Annotated in this window: 11 protein-coding genes and 1 pseudogene; 7 read left to right on the plus strand and 5 right to left on the minus strand. The window is 64.0% G+C overall.

The genetic code is table 11. The annotated features are described in order from the left end of the window. Positions 1 to 14: 14 nt before the first annotated feature. Together NTV05_16075 and NTV05_16080 are read right to left on the minus strand one after the other, a co-directional pair. Positions 15 to 1,820, minus strand: coding sequence for a VWA domain-containing protein (locus NTV05_16075; GenBank protein ID MCX6545916.1), 1,806 nt, complete (start codon positions 1,818 to 1,820; stop codon positions 15 to 17). Positions 1,821 to 3,000: 1,180 nt separating this feature from the next. Beyond that, complete coding sequence (locus NTV05_16080) at positions 3,001 to 3,555, minus strand: hypothetical protein (GenBank protein MCX6545917.1); 555 nt, start codon at positions 3,553 to 3,555, stop codon at positions 3,001 to 3,003. A 362-nt stretch (positions 3,556 to 3,917) separates the two neighbouring features. Here NTV05_16080 and NTV05_16085 point away from each other — a divergent pair, with 362 nt between their 5' ends. Next, a complete protein-coding gene (locus tag NTV05_16085; GenBank protein MCX6545918.1) occupies positions 3,918 to 4,169 on the plus strand; it encodes a hypothetical protein in 252 nt (83 codons plus the stop codon). A gap of 258 nt (positions 4,170 to 4,427) precedes the next feature. Here NTV05_16085 and NTV05_16090 read toward each other — a convergent pair whose 3' ends face one another. Further along, on the minus strand, positions 4,428 to 4,907 hold the full coding sequence (locus tag NTV05_16090; GenBank protein ID MCX6545919.1) for a type II toxin-antitoxin system VapC family toxin: 480 nt from the start codon (positions 4,905 to 4,907) through the stop codon (positions 4,428 to 4,430). Positions 4,908 to 5,199: 292 nt separating this feature from the next. On the opposite strand from NTV05_16090, the gene NTV05_16095 reads away from it, so the two are divergent. Both NTV05_16095 and NTV05_16100 read left to right on the plus strand, forming a co-directional pair. Next, positions 5,200 to 6,000, plus strand: a complete 801-nt coding sequence (locus tag NTV05_16095; protein MCX6545920.1) for a type IV toxin-antitoxin system AbiEi family antitoxin — start codon at positions 5,200 to 5,202, stop codon at positions 5,998 to 6,000. Next, positions 5,997 to 6,095: pseudogene (locus tag NTV05_16100) on the plus strand (nucleotidyl transferase AbiEii/AbiGii toxin family protein). Before NTV05_16095 ends, NTV05_16100 begins: the two are co-directional and overlap by 4 nt. Positions 6,096 to 6,567: 472 nt before the next feature. Here the strand turns inward: NTV05_16100 and NTV05_16105 are convergent. Next, complete coding sequence (locus NTV05_16105) at positions 6,568 to 6,990, minus strand: helix-turn-helix transcriptional regulator (protein ID MCX6545921.1); 423 nt, start codon at positions 6,988 to 6,990, stop codon at positions 6,568 to 6,570. Further along, a complete protein-coding gene (locus NTV05_16110; protein MCX6545922.1) occupies positions 6,990 to 7,166 on the minus strand; it encodes a type II toxin-antitoxin system HicA family toxin in 177 nt (58 codons plus the stop codon). The genes NTV05_16105 and NTV05_16110 overlap by 1 nt, the downstream gene beginning before the upstream one ends. Positions 7,167 to 7,828: 662 nt before the next feature. Here NTV05_16110 and NTV05_16115 point away from each other — a divergent pair. The 4 genes from NTV05_16115 to NTV05_16130 form a co-directional block, all read left to right on the plus strand. After that, positions 7,829 to 9,535: a histidine kinase gene (locus NTV05_16115; GenBank protein ID MCX6545923.1), complete on the plus strand. Its 1,707-nt coding sequence runs from the start codon at positions 7,829 to 7,831 to the stop codon at positions 9,533 to 9,535. Beyond that, entirely contained in the window at positions 9,532 to 10,218 is a 687-nt protein-coding gene (locus tag NTV05_16120) for a response regulator transcription factor (GenBank protein MCX6545924.1), read from the plus strand. The genes NTV05_16115 and NTV05_16120 overlap by 4 nt, the downstream gene beginning before the upstream one ends. 266 nt (positions 10,219 to 10,484) lie before the next feature. Further along, a complete protein-coding gene (locus NTV05_16125) occupies positions 10,485 to 10,856 on the plus strand; it encodes a hypothetical protein (GenBank protein MCX6545925.1) in 372 nt (123 codons plus the stop codon). A gap of 388 nt (positions 10,857 to 11,244) precedes the next feature. Then, the coding region (locus NTV05_16130) for an Ig-like domain repeat protein (protein MCX6545926.1) at positions 11,245 to 18,519 on the plus strand (7,275 nt) is incomplete at its 3' end.

The raw sequence follows: 18,519 nt of genomic DNA on the forward strand, positions 1-18,519 counted from the left end.
GGCCAGCCGCCAGGCTACCGCAGCTTCGTCTCCAGGGTGCCGAGCAAGTCCACGTCGTAGTTGTAGACGATGACCCTCATGTAGGTCGGCTCCAGGGTGGCCGGCACCTTCCAGCGGTACTCGATGCCGGTCTTCAGGAACCGGCTGAAGGCCTCATCGGTGAAGTTCAAGTCGAGCGTGCTCCAGCTCACGTCGATGATCCTCTGCCGCGCATCCCCGTAGAAGGCGGCGACGCGAAGCTGGCCGACCCTTCTGCCATCGACCTGCTTGAGGGCAACCCTGGAGATGTCGATGGTGAGCGTGACGTCGTTGCCGAGGAGGGCCGCCTTCATCTTGATGTCCGTCACGGCAACCCGATACTGCGCAGCAGTCGCGATTCGCGTGACCGTGAGGAATTCCTTCGCGTCGTACGGCGTGGCGGTTTGACGGGCGTAGTAGCCCTGGCGCCAAACCACGTCGAGGTCGGGCCGGTTCACTCTCACCTCGATGCGCCGGTACTTGCCGTTCCAGTTGGTGTTCTTCGGGTAGTACCCGAGCAGGTACTGAGTCCGCGTCGCGACATCGACGCGGTCGAGCGCAGTCCTGGTGAACTCCGTGATGGATGCCTGGCCGCCGGTCTGCCTGGAGAGGCTCCGCATGCTTGCGAAATTGAAGCTCTCGCCGAAGCCGGGCGACTCTCCCAGCGTGCCGCGCCACATCGAAAAGCCTTCAATGCCGCCGGTCTGAATCATGTCCAGCGCGACACGCGCGTCGTTGGCCATCGCGGCGATGCTGTGATCATCGTCGGTGCTCGGGACGGCCATTCCCGGGCCGAAATACACCAGGCGCTTCTGGCCCACCATGGTGCGCATGTAGTCGACGCCCGCGAAGATCTGAGCCATCCCGCCCATGCTTGTCAGGGAGCTCGCCACGCGCTGGTCGAATCCCGCCTCCGCCTTGGCGTAGTCCTCCAGGGCGGCGGCGGCATCAGGGTTCGGCCTAGGCGGCGTCGCGTTGCTCCGCATCGGGCGCGCATCGATCGCGGGCAGCTGCCGCATCGAGGCTCCCGGCACGTCGAAGACCTCGTCGATATCGCGTTGGGTGTCGGCCGGTATCCTCCCGGTGCCGAACAGGGCACGAAGGCCCGAGAAGAACGCTTCCAGTGCCGCCCCGATCTTGTCGCTCCGCGCCCGATAACGCTCGATCACTTCGACGATCGCCGCGTGGTTGGTTGTGAACACCGTAGCGCGGTTGTACGCCGTGGCGGCGACCACGTCCTGCGGCAGCAGCCGCTTGTTCACGAAATCCAGCAGCGCGTCGAGCCCCTTGTTCGGACCCTGGATGCTGTTGCCACGCCACGTGGACAGGACGATGAGGAAGACTCGCCGCTCCTGGGGTGCCAGCTCGAGAGCCGGGACAATCCGGCGCCCGACGGCCTCGTTCGCGCTCGCCTTGGAGGTTTCGGCAACGATGCTCTCGAGCGAGAAGTGTTGAACCTCCTGCGGGATGCCGTCCTCGAGGATGGTGAAGTTCGCTTTCTTCAGATCGACGACGGGTCTGCCATCAGGTCCGAGAACCGACACGTTCACGGGAATCAGTTCCACCGCGCTGCGGAAGGTCGGCGTCTGCATCGCTTGCTGGCCGGTGGCTTGCCCGGGCGCGAGATCCGCGCGCGGGCGCCGAACGGGCACGTAGCCCACGTCGAGGCGGTCGACTCGGATCGCGCCGGCTGGTGGGTTGTCGCCTTGAAGCGAGGCCGGATCCTGCGCGCCGAGGATAGCGGCCGCAGCCAGCGTGATCGCCACCGCGGCTGGCAGTCCCTTCAACCATCGATGTCGCATGTTCGTCCTCACTCCATGGAGCGGGGACATTCTACCCTTCGACCGCGGCTTCGGCTAAAGGGTTCACCCTGTGGTCGCGGTCGCTGGATTGCGCCCCGTCTCGGAACTGCCTGGGACCGGCCAGGTGAGCCACCATCCCTTTCCGGGAGGATTGTGTCAGAGTGGGACGGGGTGCCCGGAGGGTCTGATAGGGGGCTGCGTTGACCTGGCGAGCAGAGGGCGAGCCGAGACCGCTCCAAGGCGTCCTTGCCCGTTCTCCGAGGCGCAGTTCAACACGCTGAAGTGCTGAAGTACTGTCCCACGTTTCCCGATCGCTTCGGGTCGCTGGGGGGATGCCCGCAGGTTCGGACGGGTGTTCTTCCCGTGGCACAACGACGAACACCATCACAGCGGTTGGGGTGTTCCTCCCGGCGAGGGGCGCCGCTTGGGCTAATTTGGGTTTTTGCGGGCGTCGCAGGGGATCGCAAGAGATCGCTTCTGATCAATGGGCCGTCAGTAGAGACGAGGTCCGACAACGATTGACCGACGTTGCGACCCCGATCACGATGCCCGGAACCGGTGATCACGATGGCCGGAATGCGCAGGTCAAGCGGAACCCAGACCGGTTTCCAGCGGATTCTGCGTTCAGGCTGCCCCAGGATGAGGTCGTCGCGCTGCCGCGTTCAAGATCACAGATTGTGATCTTGAATGCGTGCGCCACGCCATCGCACTCGACCTGGCCGCGTGATCTCAATGCTGACGGCGAACCGGTCGGCCTCGACTTGGCAGGGGAGCGCCAGGAGCGATGACGCGTGCCCTGAGCCGATCCTGAGGAAAGTCCCGAGGGTTGAGCGTCACAATGAAGTCCGCGTCGCCTGCTTCTGCGCAGGCACAGAAGGGCTCATCGCCAGGGTCGGGTGAGATTCCGGTCGCTACCGTCTCCGAGATCCGTTCTGCGTCCTCATTGAGCAGGTTGAGGACGCGTCCGACCGTCGCACGCGACACGCCGAGGCGGACCAATACTTCTCTGTACTCGTCCAGGATGTCGGTGGAAACCAACCAGGTGAACGCGCGCCGATCGATCCACCTGCGAAGCAGGGTGGCACTGCAGTTGTCCGGATCGGGACGTGGGCGCCTGAATCCGGATATGCCGGCCACGAGCACCGACGTATCGACGACTCCGCGCAATCGGCCGGGGCGACTACGACTCCGGGCCAACGGTGACCTCGCGTCGTGACCGCGATCGACGGTACTCGCCGACGACGTTGAGGATCTGAGCGTCGCTCAGGGGTGGGAGCTCAGCGGCTGCGTCCCGGACGCTGCGCACGAAGTCGGCCTTCCAGCCCGGCCGTCGACGGCCAGTGGGGAGGTCCCGTGCGACGGCGGCGAGGGGCATGCGGCGCTTGATGTCCGCGTTCAGTGCTCCGACAGGCACGAGGATGCTCACCGCTGCCGCGCCATGGAAGGGACGCGATTGAATGCTGACGGACGCGGGCATCGTCAAAAACGCGGGCGACGCCGCCAGCGCCCGGACAAAACCCGCAAGGTGCCCGGTGGACGCACCGAGCGATTCTCGCAGGTAGAGCGCGCATTTCGCCTGCAGCAGCGCCGCTTCGCCAAACCAGTAGAATCGTCCTCGTCGCCTCGGGCGCACGACGCGGAACTGCACAAAGTTCTGCAGCAGCTTGGGCGGCATGTCCAGAACGACCGACGCTTGCTTCAGCTTCAGCTCTGTCTCGATCGGGAACGTGTTCATTATGGTCTATATTTTAGGTGATAATGCGATCGAGCGCAAGCCGTGACGGCTGCTCGCCGTGGCCTCTCGGCCTTTAGAATCGTCTCATAGGTGTCCACTTAAGCGCGTCCGACCAGGACCAAACCTGATCGGAGTCGCCCGATTCGTTGTTCCCGAGGCACGTTGGCGCGCCCCGCGTTCGCCAGTAGGAACTCCAATCGCGTGTTGCCACGCCATGCGCAAGCCGCGCCCCTTCACGATTCAGTTTCGCCCGTGTGTCGCCGCGTGTGTCGTTCGTCGCGTTCCTGATCGGCGGACGCCTGTCCCGGAGAAAGTAACCATCACACTCGCCACCGCCTACTGCACCAGTGGAGGTGAGAGCAATGGACATCAGAACCACGACGGTGCAAGCGTTCCCGGCGGACGGCGGCGTGAGCCGTGCAGCCAAACTGATCAAGCGCTTCTGCGTGCGGCCGCCCTCGCGAGGCGTCCTTTCCACGTGGACCCCAACTCTCTCAGGAGAAACTCGAACACAATGTCTCGCCATCAGCAGTCTCGTGCTCATATTGGCTGTACTCGCGGTGCCGCCGGCGGAGTATGCGGCGCAGTACTATGAGCGGGTCAAGGCGGCCTGACTCACACAAACCGCCCTCCCAGATTGCCGGTACGATTCAGGGAGAGCCTGCGGCTGAAGCCGCGTCACTTCCGCCGCGGAGCGCGACGCTCGGTGGATGCGTGAATTGGCTCCAGCCTCCGCGGTGGCAGCCGGACGACGATATGGCCGGACGTGACCTGAATCGCGCGAAGGTCGACACAGATAGCCGCGAGGTTCCGACGGAATTTGAGGGTGTGTTCCATTCGATGCTTGCGCACCTCCTCGACGATGGGATCAGTCATGATGCACTCTCCATCAACTCCTCGGGGGAGCAAATCTCGGGGCATACATACCCCTCGTCCTGGACAATTTGGCGAACGATCCTTCGCGTGAATGGATTGGACAAATGCGCGAAGTTCCACGTCACAACCACGTCGATGCCGTTGACCGCGGCAACGGCGATGTGCAGGGCATCTTCCGGGTATTCCTCCGGCACGCCTCTTCCTGCGACGACCTTTTCCGCCAGCATTCGTGCGTCCTCATCGATGTCCAACATACGAAAAGGCTTGATCGCAGCCAGCCGCTTCGTCGCTTGCTCGACGTTTCCCTTGGCGGCCTCTTCGTAGACAAGGGCAGAGACGAAGGTGTCGTAGTCCGTCGTCAACCTGGGCCAGAATTCGCGAGTGGCCTCCTGATGGCCAGCCACCATCAGGTCTCGGCTTGGTCGTGCCACAAGGTAACTCACGACCGTGGTCTCAATATAGAGCCTTCGCTTCATGGTCGGGTCACCGATGGTTTCCCTCGGGCAGAGGCATGACGACGCGAATCATAAGGCCCGTCGCGTGTCAGTTCACCATGACATGATATCGCCGCGGCGGCCGTTGTGCATCGACAGCTACGCAACATCATGTGAGTTGCTTGGTCCTACTTGCCAGGCGCACGCGTCATTTGGTGGCGCGAATGCTCTCGCGCGCCTTCAGCAATGGAAGGCGCCGACGGCACGGCAGGGAAGTACCGATGCTGTCTGGATATCATTCGCGTAAAACATCAAAAACTGATAGTTTGCGCTTATGAAATCCGGAAAACGGCCGAAGGCCCGGCAGTACCTGGAACAACTGGCCACCGCGGGGCGCTACAGCTTTACCGGGCGCGAGGCCCGAGCAGCTCTGGGCGTCTCCACCAGCGCCGCCCTCCTCGCGCTGAATCGGCTCGCCAGACAGGGACTTCTCGCATCCCCGGCGAGAAGCTTCTATGTCATCGTACCGCCGGAATATCGGTCGCTCGGTTGCCTTCCTGCCGAGCAGTTTGTTCCCGACCTCATGAAGTGGCTGAAGCGGCCCTACTACGTGTGCCTCCTGTCGGCCGCGGAGTTTCACGGCGCGGCGCATCAGCGCCCGCAGGCCCTGCAGGTCTTTCTCGAGGGCCCGCGCCGGCCGATCATCTGCGGTCGCGTCCGTGTGACCTTTCTGGTGCGCAAGCAACTGCGGGCCGTGCCCGTGCAGACCGTCAACACCCCGCGCGGTGGCGTGCTCGTATCAACGCCCGAGGCGACGGCGCTCGACCTTGTTGGATACGCACAGCAGGCTGGCGGCCTCAATCTAGTGGCGACCGTACTCTCGGAACTGGCCGAGCGCATTGACGCCCAGAAGCTCGCGACTGCGGCGAACGCGGCTCCGATTGTGTGGGCGCAACGGCTCGGTCACCTCCTTCAGCGCGTAGGAGCTGCGGACAAGACCGGGCCACTGCAGGAGCATGTGCGAGCTCGCGCGCAGAAGGCAACGCCGCTCGCGCCGGGGACTGCCTTCCATACGAGGCCGCGCGATGGCGTGTGGAAGGTCTACGTGAACACCACCGTGGAAACGGACCAGTGATACCTCGCGACTACATCACCGAGTGGAGGACCGAGGCGCCGTGGGTCCGTACCAGCCAGGTCGAGCAGGATCTCGTCATGAGCCGCGCGCTGTTAACCGGAGGGTTGTCCGCCTTCGCTCGCTTCCTGCACGAACGGCGAGCTTCGGCGCGACCACGCCGTAGCTCCGCATCCGGTAGAACGTGCGGATGCGGAGCGAAGGCGGGTAGGTTCGAGTCCTACCTGAGGAGCCAACTTCCTTAGGAAAATTGAACACTTTCGTCTTGGCCCGCGCGGGCGTTTGGGCACGTTGCCTTTCTGTTGCCCTTTTCGGCCGCTGCGCATCCAGCAAGCCAACCTCGGGCGAGAGTTAGGCGGGGGACAGGTGCGCGTAGCGCATCACCATCCGGAGGCCCCGGTGACCGAGCATTTCGGCGACCGCCCAGGGGACTCGAATCAACTGCCCAGTTCCTTCGGAGCCGTGGACGCGGAGGCGCTCGGCTCCTTCGAGTGCCTCAATCTGCCTGGGAATGCGCTGCTCCTTGTTGGGTGAGCGTCGCGCAAGGCTCCCAGAGCCGCATTTGATCGTTCATCCGCGAGCCCGGCTCTCGACCAACACGAAGTCCCGGTTAGGAACGACAGCCGACAATAGATCCGACAGCTTCTGCACACTCGGCGTCGTGCGCCCCTGTTCATAGCGAGCATACGCGTTCAGCGACTTGGCGCCGAGCTTGGCGGAGACCTCGGCCAGACTGAGCCCGGCCTTGAGTCGCGTGCGACGAAGGAGCAGTGCCGTGAGCGCGGCCTGGTCCGACGCACCGATCTCGAAATGCTCGCCGATACCGGCGAAGACCGAGACCTCGAACCCCTTCTTGTTCACGAGGGACTCGACAGCGTCGGCGATCATCTCCAGTGCGTCGCTGCGCGTGCGCCCCTGCGACACGACTCCGAGGATCGCGACCTCGACAGCCCAGTGGTGGCCTACCTTGAACACGCGACCTTCGAATCGCATTACCGTTTCCCTCCGGCCTCTCTGAGGATCGCCTTCGCGGTGTAATCATTGATCTCGCCGTGTCTCGGGACGACAAGCTCGTGGTCGCCGCGTGCCCAGACGTCGTGACGTGCGCCGTGCCGGATCAGATGCCAGCCTATCTCGTGGAGCCTCTTCTCAAGGTCACGACGTTTCAGGGCCCAAGTTTACACCAATCCGTGTAATGGCGAGAATGGCCGCCGCACACGGGTACATTCAGATCCGCCTGACGAGTTCGAACCGACGACCGCACGAGCGAGACCTCCGCCACGACGGCAGTTAAGGTGTCGGTCACCGCCGCTGCTCGCGGCGATGACCGTGGCCGACTTACCGCCGCGATCCGGTGGGCCACCAGCCCTCGGTCCTGGGCGGCGCGCCGGCCGGATCGACCCGATCGTGGCGCTGAGGGCGGAGTAGGCGGCACGTGTTTCCCTCCAGGTTCATTTGACGACCTGAACGCGAGCATCCGCAAGGCGCGGACCGCGCCGCGTCGCAGACGCTGGATGTCTTCCTGGCGCCGCCGTTCCTGGCGCCGCCGTTCCTGGCGTTCGCCCTGGAGCTGGCGGCCAAACCTTTCGAAAACCCACAACACGAAGAGCCACAACGGTGCTCGAAAATCCCGATTATGTGGTATTGAGTAGTGTCCCCGAGCCGCTGCGCAGTCAGCGCACGCAGGATCGCCGGCTGAGGTCAGCCCATCGGAGAGCACCGTGCGGCGTCAACACCCCTGTTCGATCCCGTCCCCAACCCGGTCTGTGCGGACACGCTGTTCTTCGATGTCCGCCGGTCGGGCTCTGGGTTGGTCGATGACAGGCTGCCGATGAGCGGATTGCAGGGGTGCGCCCCCGATCTCTGGCCGGCGTTGAGCATCCTCGCCCTGTTGGTCTTCCTGGGATCCTACAGCTGGCGTCGCCGCAACGTGCGGGGAGCCACCCCCTTCGCGTTCGCGTGTCTGTTCGGGGCGCTCTGGGTCGTCGGGGCCATCGGGGAGATCTCAGCGACCGATTTCGCCGGCAAGAAGTTCTGGGTCGAGTACCAGGCCGTCTGCCAGTTGCCGACCGCGACAGCCATTTGCTGCTTCGTCCTGGCGTACGCGGGACTGGGCCGGTGGCTCACGCGTCGCAACCTGAGTCTTCTGGCGCTGCCTTGTGTGCTCGTCGTTGTGGCTGTGGTGAGCAACGACGTTCATCACCTGCAGTGGACGGCGTTCCGAATGGACGGGCATGTGGTGGCGTCCCTCGGAACGTTGGGCTGGGCCTTCGTCGCCTACGGGTCGTTGTTGGGCGTGGTCAATTTCCTCGTTCTGCTGTGGTTCGCCATTCGTTTTCCTCAGCATCGCTGGCCGGCGGGCATCATGCTGCTCGGCCAGATCATCGGACGCGGATCGTTCGTCCTCGACAAGATCTACCCCGGCACCCTGGGACCGGGAGGCTCGGTATCCCTTGTTGTGGGGGTTCTGGCTGCCGCCTATGCACTGGCCTTCTTTGGCTTCCACGTCTTCGACCCTGTCCCCCTGGCGCGGGCCAAAGTCATCGAACAGATGCAGGAAGGCATGCTGGTGCTGGACACCCTGGGGCGAATCGTTGACGTGAACTCCGCGGCCGGCCGCATGCTGGCCGGACCCGTGGCCGACTTGAGGGGCCGCAGCGCAGCCGAAGTACTGGCGGTAGAACCCGGGCCGCTCATCCAAGCCGACCGGGCGCACCTGACGCATGCCGAAATCAGCCGGGGTGCCGGCCCGACTCTCCGGCACTACACCGTGAATCCCACACCGCTGACGGACCGGAGGAAGCGGGTTCTCGGTCACCTGGTCCTGCTCTATGACGTCACCGATCAGAAGCGCCTGGATGAACAGCGAATCGAGCAGCACCGGATGGCAGCCGTCCTGCAAGAGCGCGAGAGTCTGGCGAGAGAATTACACGACGGCATCGGGCAGGTGCTCGGATACGTCAGCATGCAGGCGCAGACAGCGGCGAAGTGGGTGCAGGACGGGAATCCCGAGAAGGCCCGAACGCTGCTCGACCGCCTTGCAGGGGTGGCGCGGGATGCGCACGCCGACGTGCGCGAGTCGATTCTCAATCTGCGGGGCACCTCACCGCAGGATTGGGCGCTCATCCCAGCCCTGCGTGAGCATCTCAACGCCTTTCAGGCGCACTACGGCGTCCGTGCTGAACTCCGCGTGGGCGAGGGAGTCGAGGAGAACTGCTTCAGTCCAGCGGCTGGGGTACAGATCCTGCGGGTGGCCCACGAAGCGCTGAGCAACGCGCGCAAACACGGCACAGCCCAAGCGGTGAACGTCAGCATGGAACGCGACGCCGGCCACGTAGGCGTCACGATCTCGGACGACGGGCGCGGGTTCGACGCGGACATGGTGAAACCCGGGTCTGACGGTCACTTCGGCCTGCTCTTCATGCGCGAACGCATCGAGAAGGTTGGTGGATCGCTGATGGTCGACTCCAGCGCCGGATCGGGCACCGTCGTCAGGATCTGTCTGCCTCTCCGCGATCGAGTGGAGGAATCGACATGAGAGTGCTGCTCGCCGATGACAACCGCCTGATGCTGGAGGGCCTCCAGAATCTGATGGAAGCTCACGGAATCGAGGTGGCCGGTACGGCGGCGGACGGTCAGGAGGCCGTCGCCCGGGCGCGAGAGCTGAAGCCGGACATCATCCTGATGGACATCTGCATGCCGCGCTGCGATGGCCTGACGGCGACCCGTCTCATCAAGGCCGAGATGCCGGACGCCAGGATTGTCGTCCTGACGACCTCGGCCGAGGACAACGACCTCTTCGAGGCGGTCAAGTCGGGAGCCTGCGGCTACCTGATCAAGAGCATCAATACGGAGGAACTGATCGAAGCCCTCGAGCAGGCGCAGCACGGCGTGCCCCCGTTTTCGCCCGGGCTCGCCGCCAGGCTCCTGGCGGAGTTCGGCCGTCTCGCCCGGCAGGCCCCCGGAGAGTCCGAGGCCACGCCAGCGGAGTCCGAGGCTCGTCCCGGCCACGGCCTCACGCCCCGGCATATCCAGGTGCTGGAGCTCGTGTCGCGTGGCCAGTCCTACAAAGAGGTCGGCGCCCGCCTCCGGCTGAGCTCGCGGACCGTCAAGTACCACATGGCCGAGATCATGGCGCGGCTTCATCTGGAGAACCGCGCCCAGGTGCTCGCCTATGCTGGGCGCTGCGGCCTGATTGGGAACGCGACACGCGATAAATAGAGCGCGTCTCAGAGCCAGACGGCACACACTGGCGGCTGCGCTGGTGTGCCTCCAGGCACCTGTGGCGGCCCCACACGACCAGCCCGCAGCCTCGATTCACCTCCGGCGCCTTGCCCTGCCGGCGCCTCCTTCCGTCATCGGAAACTGACGAGACACTGTCTCCAGGGACAGTCTCGTTCTGCGCGGAGCCTGTCCCTTTTTGTGTTCCGCGGTCCAGTGTCAGACGCGTTTCCTTCTGTTACTTTCACTGAGGACAGAGGGAAGCCATGGAGAAGCGTCGCCGCGTCGTCATCTACGGCAACAGCGTGATCATGGGCGCGATCCGCGCCACCCTCCTGCGCTCGCGGCACTACGACGTCATCTCCCTGCCGCCGGCACATCAGGACAGGCTGGAACGCATCGCGCCGGACGTGGTGCTGTTCGACCTCGACGCAGCGCGCCCCGAGGCGGCCTTCGACCTGCCGGAACGCCGCCATGACCTGATGCTGATTGGCGTCAGGGGGAGTGACGGCGAAGGGAAGGTCTGGTCGGGGCGTTCATTGCACGACCTTTCGACCCGGGACCTGCTGAAGATCATCGACCAGAGCGCAGACCTTTCGGCCCGCGAACCAGAGCCGGTGGGCACGGCTCTTCACTGACCGCCCGTCCATGAGACGGTCCTTGGGGCATGCGGCAGCACACGAACACGACTGGGAATCGACCAATCCATCGAGAAAGGGAATCGAAATAGAACCGAGCAACACGCGCAGAGGGTCTTTGCCATACGGTACCCGGCGCCAAGCAGTTGTCCTTGAGGCGTGCCACTTTCGTTGCCCCCCGCCATCGACCGCGACCCACGCCTTCACGCCGGAACGCCAGGCACGCTCTGACAACTGTCTCGGTGTCTGCGCTTGCGGGGATTCAGAGCTGAAAGAGGACATTCGTGATAACCGAAGAGGCCCTGCCCGGTCACCAGAAACGCGCCGCAGCCCAAGGCAGGAACGGTTCAGTTCATAGCGAACGCGTGGTTCCGCGAGAGGGGCAATCATGAAGACGAGATCATTCCTGACGTTTCTGGGGCTGTTGGCGGCGCTGATGGTGATCGCACCCGTGGCGCGGGCGCAGACGACCCAGAAGTTGGCGGTGGATGGATTCAACCCGAACCCGAATGGCACCGTTCGCGCGATCGCTGTGCAGGCGGACGGCCACATCCTCCTGGGCGGTGAGTTCACCAGTCCCCTGAACCACATCCTGCGGTTAGCGCCATCGGGCCTGGCTATCGACCCGTTCAACCCGAACCCGAATGGCGCCGTGTCCGCCATTGTGGTGCAACCCGATGGCAAGATCGTCGTGACAGGGTCCTTTACGGGCTTGGGCGGCATCGGGAACCTGGCCGGGAACTACCTCGCCCGATTGAATCCCGACGGCACGCTCGACCCCAACTTCCAAGGTGGCTTGCAGTCGCCAGCGATGGCTTTGCAGTCCGATGGCAAGATCCTGGGTTTGTCGATTTTCACCGGCTACGGCAGCGGGTACGACCGAGCTTACAGGCTCAACACCAACGGGACCCTGGACTCTAGCTTTCAGAATCACTATGACGTTCATTTTTGGACGCCCAGGCTACACGCCGTGGCGGTGCAGCCGGATGGCAAGGTCCTGATCGCAGGCGGCGCTTACGACTCAGGCAGTGGCGCCATCTTGCGCCTGACGGCAGATGGCTACATCGACTGGTATTTCGGCACTACGTTCAGAAATACAGACGGCAGTCCCTGCACCAACCCCGACCATGATCTCAACCTCTGCGTCCCGGCGACGATGGTTGACGGCGCCATCTACGCCATCCAGGTGCAGCCGGATGGCAAGATTCTGGTGGGCGGCGATTTCTCGACCTTGGCCGGGGTTGGCCGCAGTTCTCTTGGGCGGCTGAATCCGAACGGCAGTCTGGACACCGACTTCCATTCCCCGCTCGAGCCGTCCGCAATCGTTTACTCAATTGCGTTGCAGGCGGACGGAAGAATGGTCCTCGGTGGCACAGACTTCGGATCGAAAGCAGTTCCTGGTGGTGGCTCAGGTCGCGTGAATGTACAGCGGATCAATGCCGATGGGAGCCGCGACGACAGCTTGACTGAGCCGACGTTTCTTGCAGATTACAGTGCATACGGCTCGGTGTACGCGCTGGCGACGAACGTGGCCCCGAATCCATATGACGCTCTCGTCGGGAAGATCATCGGGGGGGGTACCTTCGCCGGGCTGTTCGATGAGCTCAACTTGAACTGGTTCGGCCGGCGCAACGTTGCGCGGATGTACACGACGCCGTCTCCATATGACCCACAGGCTGTCCAGTTGGCCTCCCAGCAATTGAGCGTCGATCCTTCGTTCGTGGACACGGGCCAGTTGACCTGGACATATGCCGGAACCTTTCCTGAGCCGGTGTGGGCCGTATTGCAGTTCTCCACCGATGGGGCGAACTGGTCAACGGTCGCGACGGCCACCCGGATCACCAGCGGGGGCGGCTGGACGGGAACCGTGGCTCAGACGCTCGTGAAAGGCTATTTCCGGGCGCTCGGTCATTACACCTCGGGCCAGTACAACGGCTCGGGCTCCGTGATCGCGTCGCCGACGGTGCAAGTCGATAATGCCTACGACAGCACCACCAACATTGCGGGCCCATCCGGGGCGTGGGCTGGGGACCCGGTCACTTTTACCGCCACCGTCAGCTCGTCCGCGCCGGGCGACGCACCCACGGGCATCGTAACGTTCAAGGACGGTAACACGACGATCTGCGCCCAGCCGCTGACGAGTGGCCAGGCGACCTGCACCACCTCGTTTGCTGCCCTCGGCTATCACTACATTACGGCGGGGTACTCCGGAGCAGCGGAGTTCCGTGCCAGCGCATCGCCAAGCCCGTTGGGGCTCATGGTGGGTGGAGTGCCAACCTTCACGACACTCGCTTCCTCCCCGAATCCTTCAACCGCGGGCCAATCCGTGACTCTTACCGCGACCGTGACTAGGGGCGGGGGAGACATTGCACCCCCAGCAATCGTGACGTTCTTTGACGGCACAACGGTGCTCGGCAGCGCCACGGTGACGAGCGGCGGCGTGGCGACGCTTGAAACCTTGGCGCTGGCCACCAGCGGCAGGCACGGCATCACCGCGCAGTATGCCGGCTCGTATGGTTACGGAGCGAGCACGTCGGCCGTGCTCACGCAACAAGTAGTCATCCTGCCGTTGCCGCCGGACGACTTCAACCCGGGGGCGAACTTAGACGTCCTCGCGATCGCGGTGCAAGCCGACGGGAAGACCTTGGTGGGAGGGTCTTTCACAACCCTGGGCGGACAGCCCCGCAACTACATCGGGCGGCTGAACGCGGATGGCACTCTTGACGCTGGCTTTAACCCCGGGGCCGATAGGCCAGTCCGCGCAATAGCCGTGCAGCTCGACGGCAGAATCCTTGTTGGGGGCCAGTTCACGCAACTGGGCGGCCAGCCCTGCAACCACCTTGGGCGGCTGAACTCGAACGGCAGCATTGAGACGTGCTTCGATGTTAGGGCGGACGATGCGGTCTGGGCGTTCGCAGTGCAGCCGGATGGCAAGATTCTGGTGGGCGGCGCCTTCACACTCGTCGCCGGACAGCTCCGCAATCACGTCGCGCGGTTGAACGCGAATGGAACTCTCGACGCGTCTTTCAATCCGGGGGCGGACGCCGCGGTCCTGGCGTTCTTTAGTCAGTCGGACCAAGGGGTCGCCGTCTTTGCGCTGCAGCCCGACGGCAAGATCCTGATGGGAAGCTCGAACGGCTTGGTGCGGCTGAAGCCAGACGGCATTCCCGAGTGGTTCCTCAATGATTGGCACGGCGTCTATACACTGGCGGTCCAGCCCGACGGCAAGATCCTGATGGGTGGCTCCTTCGGGATCGAGCGGCTGAATACGGATGGCAGCCTGGATTCCGGGTTCACAGCTTCTTTGCCGGGCTCACTCTATGCGATGGCGTTGCAGGCGGATGGCAAGATCTGGGTGGGTGGCAGCTTCCACCCGATCAACGATCCCCTCTATTACCTATATCGTCTGAACTCGGATGGAAGCGTCGACTTCAGCACGCAAGTCGGCATCAGTGCCCCCGTTGTCTACGCCCTGGCCATCCAACCGGGTGGCCAGGTGCTGGTGGGAGGCCATTTCCAGTGGCTGGGCGATCAAAGCCGCAGCTACATCGGGCGGCTGACGAATGACACGGCGGCCTCCCGGGAATTCAATTTCGACGTGGATACCGCCCAGCTCACCTGGGCCCTCGGCGGATCGAGTCCCGAGCTGATGTGGACGGCATTTGAGTTTTCCACCGACGGCTCGACCTGGTCGCCGGTTGTCCTGGCGCCGAATACCACCGTCGCCCGGACCGCCGGCGGCTGGGCGGCGACACTGGACCAACCGCACGTGACAGGCACTCTCCGGGCACTGGGCTATTACGGGACGGGCATGGGCTCCGGGTCCGTGGTCACGTCAACGCTGCAAGTGGACTACACCTACGACACCACGACCATCGTGGCCGTTTCTCCAGCGACGCCGCAGATGGGAGCAGCGGTCACGCTGACGGCGACCGTTAGCCCGGTTGCGCCAGGGACTGGCACACCCGCGGGCTCGGTGGCATTCTTCAGTGGCGGTATTCCCATCGCGGGATGCGGCGCGCGAGCGCTAGGCAATGGACAAGCGACCTGCAACACTTCGTTCAGTGCGGTCGGCGTTTACACCATCACCGCGCGATATGGGGGCGATGGGAACTTCCGCACGAGTACGTCGAGTGATTTCCCGCTGTCCGTCAGCCCTGTGCCCGCGCTGACCGCGACAACCCTGATCTCCTCCCCTAATCCCTCGATCACCAACCAGTCTGTCACGCTGACGGCGACCGTGACTTCACCGGGAGTTGTACCCGCAGGCAACGTGACGTTCTTCGACGGCGCGACGATGATCGGCACTGGCACGCTGAACGCGAGCGGCGTGGCGACGCTGGCGACGTCGTTCGCGATCAACGGCACGCACAGCATCACCGCGCAGTACGCCGGTTCGGCGTATGTCCTGGGCAGCACGTCGGCCGTGCTTTCGCAGCAGGTCGTGAGCACCACTCCACCGGACAGCTTCAATCCCGGACTCGCTGGAAATCTCTCGGCCATTGCTGTGCAACCCGATGGCAAGATCGTCCTGGGAGGGTCTTTCGCAATCGCGGGTGGAGACACCCACAGCATCGCGCGGCTGAACCCGGATGGCACAGTCGATTCTGGTTTCAACCCTGGAGACAGTCAGTCGGTGGTCAGGGCCTTGGCGGTCCAGGCGGATGGCAGGATCCTGGTTGGAGGCAGCTTCTCTGCGTTGGACGGCAGTGGTCCCATGAACGTCGCGCGGCTCGGTCCGGATGGCACGCTTGATTCCACGTTCACTCCACCGGCAGACGGTGGCATCAATACGCTGGCAGTTCAGCCCGATGGAAAGATCTTGCTAGGAGGCTACTTCACATCTTTGGGTGGAGAATCCCGCAGCCGCATCGGGCGGCTGGACCCAAACGGCAGCCTGGACAGCACCTTCAATCCTGGAGCCAGTTCTAATCTTCGAACCCGTTTTGTTGTCTGGTCCATTCAGGTGCAACCGGACGGCAAGATCCTGGTTGCGGGCGACTTCGACACCCTGGCCGGGAGCAACCGTCCTGCGATTGGCCGCCTGAATGCGAATGGCAGTATCGACACCACGTTTACGAGTCCGTTCCAGACAGGCACAAGTATTTATGCCATCGCCGTGCAGCCGGACGGAAAGGTTCTGGTCTCGGGCGGCTTGGCCGGCTCGGCCGGCTTCATTTTGAAACGGCTGAACACAGACGGCAGCATCGATACCACGTTCGCAAGTCCTCTCCCAACCGACGGAAACACCTATGCCATAGCACTGCAAACCGACGGAAGAATCTTGCTCTGCGGGTATGTAGGGAGCGCGGCCTATCTGTATCGATTGAATTCGAACGGCACCTTCGATGAGACCTTCACATCTCAAATCGACGGTTCGGCCGCAAGCATCGTGGCATTGCAGTCGGATGGGAAGGTGCTGGTGGGAGGATGGTTCTCCGCCGTGGACGGGCAGCCCCGGTCCGGCATCGCACGGCTGACGAATAATATCGCGGCATCCCAGGAATTTAGTCTCGACGTCAATGCAGGCCGGCTAACGTGGATGCGTGGGGGATCCAGTCCCGAATTGATGTGGACAGCATTTGAGTCTTCCACAGACGGCTCGACCTGGTCGCCGGTTGTCTTGGCGCCGAATACCACCGTCACCCGGACCGCTGGCGGCTGGAGCGGGTCCGTGGCCCAGCCTCACGTGAAAGGCACGTTTAGGGCGCTGGGCTACTACGGGACGGGCCCGAGCTCAGGGTCCCTGCTGATCTCGACGCTGCACGTGGATCACGCCTACGACAGCACCACCGCCGTATCCGTTTCTCCGGGCTCGCCGCGTGAGGGAGAATCGGCAACGATAACGGCGACCGTCAGCCCGGTCTCGCCCGGCACTGGAACACCTACAGGTTCGGTGGCGTTCTTCAGTGGCGGTAGTCCCATCGAGGGATGCGGCGCGCAAGCGCTAGGCAATGGACAAGCGACCTGCATCACTTCGTTCGGTGCGGTCGGCGTCTACACCATCACCGCGCAGTATGGTGGCGAGGCGGGGTTCCACGGCAGCACGTCGAGTGATTACCCGCTTTCTGTAATTTCCAAGATCGTTGCAACTGCGACCTCGATCAGCGCGCCGGGGATCAGCTATGGAGCGGACTCGACCGTGACCGTTACTGTCACCGCGAGCGGTGGATCGGCCGCGCCCACCGGCAGCGTTTCCCTCATCGTGAACAACGGCGCTCCGGTATCCCAGGGGTTAGCCGCCGGGCCGGCGACCAGTTCCGCGGCGACGTTCACCCTCACGAAGCTTTCAGCCGGCTCCCACACGTTGAGCGCCGCGTACGCGCCGACCGGGAATTTCTCGACTAGTGAAGCTGGCGGCAGCTCGCTGACGGTGAATCAGGCGACGCTGACGATCCACGTCTCGGCGGCGGGGACCAACTACACCGGTCTAGCCTACGCCGGTGCAACGAGCTGCACGGCCGATGGCGTCAACGGCGAGCATCCGGCGGGGACGCTGTCGTTCGAGGATAGCAGCCAGCACGCGCTGTCCGGCGCACCGACCAACGCAGGCAGCTACTACGCGCGGTGCTCGGCGGGCGGCACCGAAACCAACTACGCGGCTACCTCGGGCACGGCTCCGTTCACGATCAGTCCGGCCGCGCCGACCGTGACGGTGAGCGGCGGACCCTTTACCTACGATGGCACTTCGCACGAAGCCACCTGTACGGTGACCGGGGTCAGCGGCGCGACGGTCGCGGGGACCTGCACGCTGACCTATGACGGGAGCGCCAGCGCGCCGATTGCCGCGAAGACCTCCTACGTGGTGGCGGCGACCTTCACGAGCAGCGATACCAACTACAGCAGTGGCACGGGCCACGGCAGCCTGACGATTGGCAAGCGGCCGGCCATGTGGACGACCAGCTCCAACAGCAAGACGTACGGGGCCCTCGACCCGGTGCCGCTGACGGCGGGGAGCGGCACCTTCCTGACGGCGGACCACGTCAGCGCAACCTACACCCGAGCCTCCGGGAATACGGCGGTGGGCGGGCCGTATCACATTACGGCAACACTGGTCGATCCGGACGGGAAGTTGGTGAACTATGAGCCGGTCACCAACACCGGCGCGAGCTTCACGATCAGCCCGGCGACACCGACCGTGACGGTGAGCGGCGGACCGTTTACCTACGATGGCACTTCGCACGAAGCCACCTGTACGGTGAGCGGGGTCAGCGACCCGACGGTCGCGGGGACCTGCACGCTGACCTATGACGGGAGCGCCAGCGCGCCGATTGCCGCGAAGACCTCCTACGCGGTGGCGGCGACGTTCACCAGCGGCGATACCAACTACAGCGGTGGCACGGGCCACGGCAGCCTGACGATTAGCCAGCGGGCGGCCACGTGGACGACGAATCCAAACAGTAAGACGTACGGGGCCCTCGACCCGAGTCCGTTGACGACGGGGAGCGGCAGCAACTTCGTGGCGGCGGACGGCGTGACGGCGACCTACGGTCGGACGGCGGGCGACACGGTGGCGGGCGGACCGTATCCCATCACGGCGACGCTGAGCCCGGCAGGCGTGCTGAGCAACTACACCATCACTAACGCGGGCGCGGACTTCACGATCAACCCGAAGGTGGCGTCGGTGACGCCGACGGTGGCGGGCAAGACGTATGGCGACGTC

Source organism: Acidobacteriota bacterium (assembly GCA_026393755.1).
GTDB lineage: Bacteria > Acidobacteriota > Vicinamibacteria > Vicinamibacterales > JAKQTR01 > JBAXOX01.